This window comes from Xanthomarina maritima (genome assembly GCF_008084905.1).
GTDB classification, from domain to species: Bacteria; Bacteroidota; Bacteroidia; order Flavobacteriales; family Flavobacteriaceae; genus Xanthomarina; species Xanthomarina maritima.
The window spans coordinates 279,324-291,608 of the sequence record NZ_VSFC01000012.1 but is presented as its reverse complement, the minus strand read 5'-3'; the positions used below and the strand labels follow the sequence as shown (position 1 = coordinate 291,608).

Sequence of the window (12,285 nt, the reverse complement as noted above, 5' to 3'; positions counted from 1 at the left end):
TTTAATAATAGTGCATAAAAAGATTATGTTGTAAACATATAAATATCTAATTTTGCACGAATCAACTACGATTAATAGCTTATATGAAAGACTTATTCGATAAAATTTATAGAGATAAAGGACCACTTGGGAAATGGGCTTCTCAAGCTGAAGGTTATTTTGTGTTTCCTAAATTAGAAGGTGAAATATCTAACAGAATGAAATTCCAAGGGAAAGATGTCATAACTTGGAGTATTAATGATTATTTAGGTTTAGCAAATCACCCAGAAGTTAGAAAAGTTGATGCTCAAGCTGGAGCAGATTACGGTTCTGCATATCCAATGGGAGCACGTATGATGTCTGGTCACACAGATTTACATGAAAAACTTCAAAACGAATTAGCAGCATTTGTTAACAAAGAAGCTGCCTATTTACTTAACTTTGGGTACCAAGGTATGGTTTCTACCATAGATGCCTTAGTAGCAAAAGATGATATTATTGTATATGATGTAGATGCACATGCTTGTATTATTGATGGTGTTCGTCTACACATGGGTAAACGTTTTACTTACAAGCACAACGACATTGATAGCTTAGAAAAGAATCTAGAAAGAGCTACTAAAATGGCAGAACAAACTGGAGGAGGTATTTTAGTTATTTCTGAAGGTGTTTTTGGTATGAGAGGTGAACAAGGTCGATTAAAAGAAATTGTGAAACTTAAAGAAAAATTTAATTTCCGATTTTTTGTTGATGATGCTCATGGTTTTGGAACTCTTGGTGAAACAGGAGCAGGAGCAGGAGAGGAACAAGGCGTTCAAGATGGTATAGATGTATATTTTGCAACGTTTGCAAAATCTTTAGCAAGTACAGGAGCATTTATTGCTGCTGATAAAGAAATTATAGATTACTTAAAGTATAACTTACGTTCACAGATGTTTGCAAAATCTTTGCAAATGCAATTGGTTGTTGGTGCTTTAAAGCGTTTAGACATGTTAAAAACCATGCCAGAGTTAAAAAACAAACTTTGGGAAAATACCAACGCTTTACAATCTGGATTAAAAGCTAGAGGTTTTGATATTGGAACCACACAAAGTTGTGTTACACCAGTTTATCTTGAAGGAAGTATTCCAGAAGCTATGGCTTTAGTAAGAGACTTAAGAGAAAATTATGGTATTTTCTGTTCTATAGTGGTATATCCTGTTATTCCAAAAGGATTAATTTTATTGCGTTTAATACCTACAGCTACACATACTTTAGAAGATGTTACCGAAACTCTGGATGCTTTTGATGCTATTAGAGAAAGATTGGTTAATGGAACTTATAAAAGATTATCAGCTGCTGTAACTGCAGCAATGGATAAATAAAAAAAGTATATATGAAATTTTTAAAAAAAACCGATTGAAAATATTCAATCGGCTTTTTTAGTTTAATTCTTTTCTAAATGTTTTTCTTCGTTTTATGGTTTCACAATCAAAATCTTTCCAGATTTGTTGTGAAGCTAAATTATTAGCTAATTCAGGTAGTCGAATACAAGTTTCGATGTCTTGTTTTTTAAACGTTTCATAAAACTCATTAAAAATAATAGCAGTAACACCTTTGTTCTGATATTGTGGTTCTACACCAATTAAATAGAATAAAACTGTTTTGCTATTTTTCTTAGCTTTAAGCAATTTTAAAAAACCAAAAGGGAATAATTTACCTTTTACTTCTTGTAATGCTTCTGAAAATGATGGTAAAACTATAGCAAATGCCACCATCTTGTCATTTTCATCAAATACAAATTTAATGTATTCTGGATTAATAAAATTGATAAATTTTTGTTTAAAATAATCTCTTTGGGCATCAGAAACAGGTACAAAAGTTGATAATTTTGAATACGATTTATTGAACAAATCGAACATACTATCTATATGTGGAATAATTTCTTTTGTTTTCGTGAATTTACTTGCTCTTAACTTAAAACGCTTAGTTATTATTGCATTAACTCTTGTAAATCGTTCTAATGGAATTGTTTTAAATAAAAATTTATTTTCTACATATTCTTTTTCTGGTAAAAATCCTAATTCTTCAAAATGAGTAATATAATAAGGATAGTTGTACCAAGTTGCCATGGTACCAATGTGATCGAAACCAAAGGTTAAAGCCCCATTTTTATCTAAATTTGAAAACCCAACAGGGCCTTCAACAAATTCTAAGTCATGTTTTTTGCCTATTTCAGTAATTTTATCTAGTAAAGTTTTAGAAACTTCAATGTCATCAATAGTGTCAAAAAAACCAAAACGCATTTTCTTGACATGTTGTTTATTAATTTCCGTCCAATTTATTATGGCTGCTACTCGTCCAACAATAGTTTCATCTTTATAAGCTAAGAAAAAATGCGCATCTGCATGAAGAAACGCTGGATTTTTATCTTTGCTAAGTGTAGCCATCTCATCTGAAATAATAGGAGGTACCCAATATTTTGAGTTTTTATATAATTGAAATGGAAATGTTACAAACGTTTTTAATTCTTTCTTATTTGTTACTTCTTTAAGTGTAATCATAGGTTAAAAAACATCAATTTAATTATCAGAATCAAAGTCTACGTCTTCTTTTTTACGTTTGTTTTTTTTCTCTCCTCTAGCTTTATTCTCTTGTCTTTCAAGTTCTTCTTCTGCAGAAGTACCATCCTTTTCTTCTTTGTCTTTATGGAAATCTAATCGATAAGATGCTCCTAAAGTAACAGCAAAAACAGATGGAGTATCTTTTGTATTGAATGTGAAAGCAGTGTCTAATTGTAAATTCTTGCTCCATAAATAAGCACCACCAAAACGAATTAAATTATCAGCATAAAAGTCGCTACTTATATTTTGAGATTCAGCAAAAACTGCCCATTGATCTGTAATAGATTTTGTTAGTGTTAATATAAAAGTAAAGTCAGATTGATCTGTTCCAATTCGATCTTTTATAAAATTCATTACAAAAACCCAACCACCAGAAAAGTTGTTTTGTGTTGCAATAGCTATTTTCGGACTAATTCCTTCAACACCAGAAGCTGTAAATGGGTTATCTGTTGTATCGTAGTTTGCTCCAGCATATACTGCTACTGCTGGAATTAAATATTTCCATTTAAAACTGTGGTTAGCTTTCCAGCTATATAAATTTGGTTTTTCTTCTTCAGCATTTTTAAAAGGATCGTAAACTAAATATTTAGCTCCAAGGGTTAATGTTTTGAAATTACTAAAAGAATCTTCATTTGGAACGGTATTCGTATAAGTTCTATTAGTTGATTGAAACGTAGTTTGTAAATTAAGCTCTAATTGAGGCCACAATAAACCATATCTTACAGTAAAATCAATCCCATAACTTTTATCTTCTCTATCCAATAAATTATGATTTTCGTTTAACATGTATGGACCACCTTCAAATTGAATAACATTTGTTCCAACAGAAAAAGCACTTTGTGAAACTCCAGGCCTATTAGAGTTAATTACTTCGGTGTATTGTGAATATCCTTGATATGAAAAGGTTAAAGCAATTAATAATACATAAGTTTTTAATGATTTCATATGTAAAATGTTTTTTTTGATTTGAAGCACATTTATCCAAAAGTCTTAATAAATAAATACTATATTAAAAAAATGAATCGTACTCTTTGATTGCTATTTTGTTCGAATCAAATATATTGATTTTATATTTTTTTTAAGTATTTATTACAGATTTTAAAAAATGAGATTTGTATTTTTGTTTAAAATTACATTTATGCTACAGTATGCATCTATAACAGGAGTTTTAAGAGTTATTTTAATCATTCTATTAATATATTATGGCATAAAAATACTTTCTAGAATTTTTGCTCCATATTTAATGAAATATGTTGCTAAAAAAGCTGAAGAACGTTTTGGAAGCCAATTTGGGCAATATCAAAGTCCTAAACAAGAACAAACTAAAGAAGGTGAAGTGACAATTGATAAGGCTCCAAAAACAAGATCTTCAAATAAAAAGGTTGGTGAATATGTAGATTACGAAGAAATTGATTAATTTTCGCTTTCAAAGTTTAATACAATTTCATGTTATTTTCAATTAAAAAATTCCTTCCTCATATCCTAGTTTTAGTAGGATTTATAATTATATCATTAGCTTATTTTAGTCCCGTTTTAAAAGGTAAAGCCATTTATCAAAGTGATATTGTTCACTATATTGGTATGTCTAAGCAGCAAACAGACTTTAAACAAGAAACTGGAGAAGAAACCTATTGGACAAATAGTGCTTTTGGAGGGATGCCTACTTATCAACTAGGTGCGCATTATCCAAATAACTATATTAAAAAATTAGATTTAACCTTAAGGTTCTTACCTAGACCAGCCGATTATCTTTTTTTATATTTTTTAGGATTTTACATTTTATTACTTGTTTTAAAAGTAGATTTTAAATTAGCAGCTCTAGGAGCGCTTGCCTTTGGGTTTTCAACCTATCTCATTATTATTCTTGGAGTAGGACACAATGCTAAAGCACATGCAATTGCTTATATGCCATTGGTTTTAAGTGGAATCTTAATAGCTTTTCAAAAGCGATATATTTTTGGGTTTTTGCTTACAACAATTGCAATGGCATTAGAATTAGTGGCTAACCACTTTCAAATGACCTATTATTTATTCTTTTTAGTTCTTGTTTTAGGTTTTGCATATTTATATGATGCTTATAAAAAGAAGGAATTAAGACATTATTTTAAAGCAGTTGGAGTTTTAATTTTAGCTGTTATATTGGCTATCGGACTTAATGCTACCAATATACTAGCAACTCAAGAATATGCAAAAGAAAGTAATCGTGGACCAAGTGAGTTAACTGTTAACCCAGATGGTTCTCTTAAAGAAATATCTTCCGGATTAGATAGAGATTATATAACAGAATATAGTTATGGCATTCTAGAAACATTTAATTTATATATACCAAGATTTCTAGGAGGAGGAAGTCATGAAGATGTTGGTAAAAAATCAGAATCGTATCAATTCTTTTTAAAACAAGGTGTTCCTCCTTTAGAAGCAAAAGAATATGCTAAACAAACACCTACATATTGGGGAGAACAGACTATTGTAGAAGCACCAGCTTATGTTGGAGCCGTTGTTATATTCTTATTTGTTTTTGCTTTATTCCTTGTAAAGGGTCGTTTAAAATGGTGGCTAGTTGGTGGCTCTTTGATGTCTTTAATCTTATCTTATGGAGACAGTCAACCTTTTAAATTTATCACAGACTTTTTTATAGATTATGTACCATTATATAATAAGTTTAGAGCAGTTAGCTCAATTCAAGTTATATTAGAATTGTGTATTCCTGTTTTAGCAGTTTTTGGTCTTGTAAGGTTGTTCAACAATTTTATAAAAGACGAAGAAAAGTTTAAAGCTTTAAAATATACAGTTTGTATTACTGCTGGTTTGGCAGTTGTTTTTCTATTATTTAAATCTTCATTGTTTAATTTTATTGGTGGTAATGATGGTTTTTATCGTCAGAATTATGGTCAACAATTTATGGATGCTCTTATTTCAGACAGGAAAACTTTTTTCACTGAAGATACCTTAAGAACACTTGTGTTAGTATTACTTTCTTCAGGAATTATTTATATGTTTATTAAAAAGAAACTTTCTGAAACAAAAGTTATAATAGCATTTACAGTTTTAATCCTGTTCGATTTAATTGGTGTGGATAGAAGATATGTTAATAATGATGATTTTGTTCCTTCAATTAAAATGAATAAGCCATATCAGGCAACAGAAGTTGATAAAGCTATAATGGAAGATCCTGAATATTTTAGAGTATTCGATTTATTTTCCAGAACTCCTGCAAAAGCCTCTTATTTTCATAATTCTTTAAGTGGATATCATGCAGCTAAGTTGAAAAGATTTGATGAATTATATGATTTTCATATATCTAAAAACAACATCAATGTGTTGAACATGTTAAACACAAAATATATTATAGCAGATGATGAAGAAGGAAATCCTTATCCTTATCAAAACACAGAAGCTAATGGAAATGCATGGTATATTGAAGATATAAAGTATGTAAATTCTTCAAACGAAGAAATACTTGCTTTAGATAGCTTAGATACAAAGCGAATTGCTGTTATGATATCTAATAACAAGTATGCTTCTTATTTAAAAGAAGACATTATGATTGATTCTTCTGCAACCATAACTGTTGAAACATATCAGCCAAATTATATAAAATATAAGTCTTCAAATGCAGTTGATGGTTTTGTTGTGTTTTCAGAAATTTATTATGAAAGTGGCTGGAATGCTTACATAGATGGACAATTAACTCCTCATACCAGAGTAAATTATGTTTTACGAGGTATGAATATTCCAGCTGGGCAACATGTTGTAGAATTTAAATTTGAACCCCAAGTAATTAAAACAGGTAGTACGATTGTATTAGCAAGTTCATTTTTATTTATCTTGTTACTTTTAGGAGGATTATTCTATAATTTTAAGAAAAAAGAATAGTAAATACTATCTCTTTTATATAAATAATGTCTAAAACTAAGGTTCTTATCATCACTTATTATTGGCCACCAGCTGGAGGTCCAGGTGTGCAGCGTTGGTTAAAATTTGTAAAATATCTGCCTGAGTTCGATATTGAACCAATTGTTTATATTCCTTCAAACCCAAATTATCCAATTGTAGACGAAAGTTTAATTCAAGATATTTCAGAAGATCTTACCATTTTAAAACAACCAATTAAAGAGCCTTATAAATTTGCAGGTTTTTTATCTAAAAAGAAATCGAAAACTATAAGTAAAGGTATTATTTCTGAAAAAAAGAAACAGACTATTGTAGAAAAATTGATGCTATTTGTAAGAGGCAATTTTTTTATTCCAGATGCCAGAAAAAAATGGATCAAACCATCGGTTCAATATTTGGATACATATATACAGGATTACGATATTAAGACTGTTATTACTACTGGACCACCTCATAGTTTACATTTAATAGGTTTAGCTTTACAAAAAAGTACTAGTGTTAAGTGGATTTCAGATTTTAGAGATCCTTGGACAACCATAGGATATCATAAACAATTAAAATTAACTTTATTAGCTAAGAATAAACACAAAGTATTAGAAAAGAAAGTATTGCAAGCTTCAGATATAATTATTGTTACAAGTGAAGTAACTAAAAATGAGTTTTCTAAAATTACAAATAAGCCAATTGAAGTTATAACAAATGGTTACGATGTTTCCTCAGATAAGATCCCTGAGTTAGATAGAAAATTTACATTGGCTCATATTGGATCTTTACTTTCAAGAAGAAATCCAGAAATTCTATGGCAAGTTTTAAAAGAATTGGTTGATGAGAATGAAAATTTTGCTCAAGATTTAGAGCTTCATTTTGTTGGATCTATAAGTGAAGATGTTCTAAAATCGATTAAATCTTATGGCTTAAGTAATTATACATATAATCATAGTTATGTAACACATAATGAAGCGATTAAATTTCAAAAAAAATCTCAAATATTATTGTTGATCGAAATAGATTCAGAAGAAACTAAATGTATTATTCCTGGAAAATTATTTGAATATATGGTTTCAAATAGGCCTATTATTGCAATTGGCCCAAAAGATTCAGATGTAGAATCTCTTATAAAAGAAACCAATACAGGAAACTATTTAAATTACCACAATCATGATGCTTTGAAAAATGTTATTTTAAATCATTATAAATCTTTTGTAAATGGTGATTTAAAATCAAATGCCATTGGATTACAAAAATATAGTAGGAAAGCACTAACCGAAAAATTATCTAAATTACTACAATGGGAGTAGTTGTTAATCAGTCCATAAAAAATACGGTTGTAACGTATATAGGTTTTGGTGTTGGAGCAATTAACGTCTTGTTTTTATATACTTCTTTTTTAAGTGATGAGTATTTTGGATTGGTAAGTTATTTACTTTCTACAGCAAACATCATGATGCCTTTAATGGCGTTTGGTGTGCATAACACCATCGTTAAATTTTACTCGTCATTTAAAACAAAACAGTCTCAAAATAGCTTTTTAACCTTAATGTTATTCTTGCCTTTATTGGTGATTATTCCTTTTGGATTAATAGGTCATTTCGCATTTAATTTTATTAGCACTTGGTTGGCTGGAGATAATATTATTATTGTCGACTATGTGTGGTTGATTTATATAGCAGCTATAACATTCGCATATTTCGAGATTTTCTATGCTTGGTCTAAAGTACAAATGCAAACAGTATTTGGAAACTTTATGAAAGAAGTGTTTCATAGACTAGCTACTACAATTTTGTTACTTATGTTAAACGCTGGGCACCTAACAGTTAATCAGTTTATATATAGTGTAGTTGGAGTTTACCTGATACGAATGATACTTATGAAACTCTATGCATTTAGCCTTCGTTTTCCAAAATTTAAATTTGATAGAATTCCAAATCTTGTCGGAATTTTAAAATATACTACGTTAATAATAATTGCAGGGTCTGTAGCAAATATCATTTTGGAAATTGATAAGTTTATGATTAATAGATATGTAGCTATTGAGAATGTGGCTTATTATGGAGTAGCAATATATATTGCTACAGTTATTGGTGTTCCATATCGTTCTATGTTTCAAATAGTAAATCCGTTGACAGCTAAGCTTTTAAATGAAAAAAATAAAACAGATTTAAAAATACTCTATCAAAAAAGCTCATTAACACTTTTTATAGTAAGTGGGTTCATTTTTCTTTTAATTATTTTAAATATTAATGAGCTTTATAAATTAATAAATGAAAGTTATATCGACGGATTAGTTGTAGTATTTGTTATTAGTTTAACCAAACTATTTGATAGTGTTCTTGGTAATAATAATGCCATTCTCTTTAATAGTGATTATTACAGAATGGTATTAATTTTAGGTGTTTTACTTGCTGTTTTAACTATTGTATTAAATATTATTTTTATTCCATTGTATGGTATAAATGGAGCTGCTTTTGCCACGTTTATAGCTATAACTTTATACAATTTTGCAAAAATAGGATTTGTATATATTAAATTTAAAATACTGCCATTTACAATTAATACAATAAAAGTAGTATTGTTAATATTAATATGTATAGGTGTGTTTTATTTCTGGGATTTTTCGTTTCATCCAGTTATTAATATTGCTTTAAAATCTATGCTTATAACGGTAAGTTTTGGTTTAGTTATTTATACTTTTCATCTATCAGAAGATATATCTAATTTGCTGAATAAAATTTTGTCTAGAAAAAAATAGAACCTTATAAAATGAGAAAATCCCACGATGTTGCTTTGAGGCAAACTACTCGTAGGACTTTCCAACTAACCAACCAAAATTTAATTATCTTTTGCTTCTAGTGTTTGAAGCTATTTCTTTGTTTCCTTTATTATATTTACGATATTCATTACTATTTGGTTTTTTAATATCATTATTTTTAACATTAGACCTAGTAGTTTTAACATTATTAGATTGCTTTCTAGTTTGAAAAGCTATCTGATTATTAGTTCTAGTCGAATTTTTATTAGAAACATTACGTGATTTAGAATCATTTGATACCTTTCTTGACTTAGATTCTAATTGATTATTAGATCTAGTAGATTTTACTTGAGAACGATCTCTGGTTTGAGACACATTATTTGATCTACTAGGTTGTTTATTCTCAATATTTCGTCTAGGAGAATTATTTGTATAACTAGGTCTTGTTGCTAATTCACTTTGTCTAGTAATGGTGTTTCCTCGTCTACTTGCAACAGCAGTTGTTCGTCTGTAATTATTAGCATAAGGTTTTGAGTATGCATATCTTTTAGGAGCATAATTCTGTCTGTAAGGAGTATGATAAACCACACAATGATTATAAGCTGGAATTCTATAATAAGCATGCCAAGGTCTGTAAACATAATATCTGTTATAAGCATTTATATATCCTGTGTAATGAGAATATTTATAAAACCTATTATAATGAATAAAAAGGCCTCCAACTTGAGTTACATAACCAAAACTGTTATAGTTTATAAAAACATTTCCAATTTTTGAAACTCGTCCATAATAATCATAATAGATTGGTACACGTTCTATTTGAATTACTGCTCCAAATTCATCATATTGTAAATATGGATTATAGTCATAACCTGAATTAAAGCTAATACTTATTCCTGGAACATACACATTAACATTAGATATGTATGAAGGCATGTAAAAATCAAATTGTCCATCTGGGAAAATTGAAAACTCAATGCCATTTTCAACAAATATGAAAGAATTACCATAACCACTCCATGTTGTTGTATTATCAAATTGTTTTGGTTGGTTGGTAGTTGACGCACTAACAGTTAATCCACCCAGGACTAGAGCTGTAATAAAAAACATAAATTTTTTCATAATTGTTGTATTTAATTGAACTTGCTATATTTAAAACAAACAGCATGCCAAAAATTATCTTATTAATTTGATAGATTTATAAATAACTGAATATAAAATAGTTAACTGTTATATAAAATGAAATGAATAGTCTGTTAATAAATTTAAACGTCATCAAAAAAATAATTCTTAAATTAGTTGGAATAATTTTTGATTTAGTATTCTCACAATCAATTATCATGTTTAGAAAATTAAATATCATTTTCCTTATCCTGTTTTTTATATCTTTTAATTCGTACTCACAAGTATTAAATGAGAATGATTCTATAGATAATAGAATTAAGGCAGATAGTATTAAAATAAATGATGGTCCTTATGTGTTTATTAAAAAAGACGTGTTAATTGAAAAAAGCATTATTGATGGAGAAGTTATTACTAAAGAATTGCCTATTGATGCTTATAAAACAGAATTCCATCCTGAAGAAGCAATATTTGAAGATGTTGACAACATAGTGGTATTAAGCGATATACATGGCCAATTTGATTTAGCCATTGAGATTCTGAAAAACAATAAGGTTATTGATAGCAACTTAAATTGGACTTTAGGAAGTGGACATCTAGTGATAGTTGGTGATATTTTCGATCGTGGACCAAAAGTAACAGAAACGCTTTGGTTTGTTTATCATTTAGAACAACAAGCTTTAAAGAGCGGAGGCAAAGTTCACTTTACTTTAGGGAATCATGAATACATGATTCTGCGTAAAGATTTAAGATATTTAAACAGTAAATATAGAGTGACTTCATATTTATTAAAAACCAATTATACAGATTTATTTAATAATCAAACGGTTTTAGGACGTTGGTTAAGATCGAAACCAACTGTTTTAAAAATTAATAAAGACACCTATGTACATGGAGGTTTATCAAAAGCGTTTCTTGATTTGGGTTATAATATAGATAGCGTCAATAAATTAATGAGAGAGTCTATAGATGTACCTAAAGACCAATTAAAAGAAACTCCATTTTACATTAATTACTATGGGTCTTCAGGACCAATTTGGTATAGAGGTTATTTTAACGATAACTTGCCTGAAAGTGAAATTAAAGAAATATTAAAAGAAATAAATTCAAAACATATTATTGTTGGTCATTGTTCTAACGAAGAGGTTGTTCAGCTTTATAATGAAAAAATATTTGGAGTTGATTCAAGTATTAAAAATGGTGTTTATGGTGAGGTATTGTTAATAAATGGCAAAAAATATATTCGAGGTACTATGGAAGGTAAAGAGGAGTCTTTTAAAAAAGAAACTGTTAGTTCAGATTAAAATGAAGTTTCTATTTAACTCATTGTTATTTTTAAGTGTTAATTTTTTAGTGCTTGCTTGTTCTAGTACTAGACATAAAAATAATATCAGTTTTACTCAATCAGAAATTAATTTAATCATGCTAGGAGATAGTACCATTCCAATGCGTGTTTTTAAAATAAATAACAAATCAGATTCCTTGTTATTAAGAACAATAAGTTCTAATGTTAAAGCAAATCCAAACGACCCGATACTTCAACATTTTGTAAATAGATTATATAGAACTGTAAGAGATAGTATGTCCTTAGGTATTGGTATTGCTGCTCCTCAGGTAGGTGTTTTAAAAAATATTATTTGGGTTCAAAGGTTTGATAAAGAAGAATTTCCTTTTGAAGTGTATTTAAATCCTAAAATCACTCAATATTCAACACAAAAACAAACCTATACAGAAGGTTGTTTGTCTATTCCTAATCGATCGGAAACATTAAACAATAGATCTTATGAAATTGTAATAGAATATGACACGATGGAAAATACACATAAAACAGAATCAATTGAAGGGTTTACTTCTGTTATTTTTCAGCATGAAATAGATCATCTTTATGGTATTTTATATTTAGATCATTTGGAGAAAGATGTAATAGATTCGGAATAG

Annotated in this window: 10 protein-coding genes; 7 read left to right on the top strand and 3 right to left on the bottom strand. The window is 28.8% G+C overall.

Features of this window, described 5'->3' with window-relative positions; genetic code table 11:
- The first annotated feature begins 83 nt into the window (after positions 1-83).
- Positions 84-1,343, top strand: a complete 1,260-nt coding sequence (locus FVF61_RS02845; protein WP_148453037.1) for an aminotransferase class I/II-fold pyridoxal phosphate-dependent enzyme — start codon at positions 84-86, stop codon at positions 1,341-1,343.
- Positions 1,344-1,400: 57 nt separating this feature from the next.
- Here the strand turns inward: FVF61_RS02845 and FVF61_RS02840 are convergent, their stop codons facing one another.
- Positions 1,401-2,522, bottom strand: a complete 1,122-nt coding sequence (locus FVF61_RS02840) for a GTP cyclohydrolase (protein WP_148453035.1) — start codon at positions 2,520-2,522, stop codon at positions 1,401-1,403.
- An 18-nt stretch (positions 2,523-2,540) separates the two neighbouring features.
- The gene (locus tag FVF61_RS02835; protein ID WP_148453033.1) at positions 2,541-3,527 is read right to left on the bottom strand and encodes a transporter; all 987 of its coding nucleotides are present in this window, start codon (positions 3,525-3,527) and stop codon (positions 2,541-2,543) included.
- A gap of 160 nt (positions 3,528-3,687) precedes the next feature.
- Here FVF61_RS02835 and FVF61_RS02830 point away from each other — a divergent pair, with 160 nt between their 5' ends.
- Genes FVF61_RS02830 through FVF61_RS02815 form a run of 4 tightly spaced genes read left to right on the top strand, consistent with a single transcriptional unit; the run spans position 3,688 to position 9,225 of the window.
- The gene (locus FVF61_RS02830) at positions 3,688-3,999 is read left to right on the top strand and encodes a DUF4834 family protein (RefSeq protein ID WP_394348917.1); all 312 of its coding nucleotides are present in this window, start codon (positions 3,688-3,690) and stop codon (positions 3,997-3,999) included.
- Positions 4,000-4,028: 29 nt separating this feature from the next.
- Positions 4,029-6,458 carry a YfhO family protein gene (locus FVF61_RS02825; protein ID WP_148453031.1) on the top strand — a complete coding sequence of 810 codons (2,430 nt, stop codon included), beginning with the start codon at positions 4,029-4,031 and terminating at the stop codon, positions 6,456-6,458.
- A gap of 26 nt (positions 6,459-6,484) precedes the next feature.
- Positions 6,485-7,774, top strand: coding sequence for a glycosyltransferase family 4 protein (locus FVF61_RS02820; protein WP_148453030.1), 1,290 nt, complete (start codon positions 6,485-6,487; stop codon positions 7,772-7,774).
- Positions 7,765-9,225 (top strand): lipopolysaccharide biosynthesis protein, encoded by a 1,461-nt coding sequence (locus tag FVF61_RS02815; protein WP_148453028.1) that lies wholly within the window; start codon positions 7,765-7,767, stop codon positions 9,223-9,225. Before FVF61_RS02820 ends, FVF61_RS02815 begins: the two co-directional genes overlap by 10 nt.
- 84 nt (positions 9,226-9,309) lie before the next feature.
- On the opposite strand, the gene FVF61_RS02810 is transcribed toward FVF61_RS02815, so the two are convergent.
- Positions 9,310-10,347, bottom strand: a complete 1,038-nt coding sequence (locus FVF61_RS02810) for a hypothetical protein (RefSeq protein ID WP_148453026.1) — start codon at positions 10,345-10,347, stop codon at positions 9,310-9,312.
- Positions 10,348-10,565: 218 nt separating this feature from the next.
- On the opposite strand from FVF61_RS02810, the gene FVF61_RS02805 reads away from it, so the two are divergent.
- Together FVF61_RS02805 and def are read left to right on the top strand one after the other, a co-directional pair.
- The gene (locus FVF61_RS02805) at positions 10,566-11,651 is read left to right on the top strand and encodes a metallophosphoesterase (protein ID WP_158635172.1); all 1,086 of its coding nucleotides are present in this window, start codon (positions 10,566-10,568) and stop codon (positions 11,649-11,651) included.
- Position 11,652: 1 nt separating this feature from the next.
- Entirely contained in the window at positions 11,653-12,285 is a 633-nt protein-coding gene (gene def, locus FVF61_RS02800; protein ID WP_148453022.1) for a peptide deformylase, read from the top strand.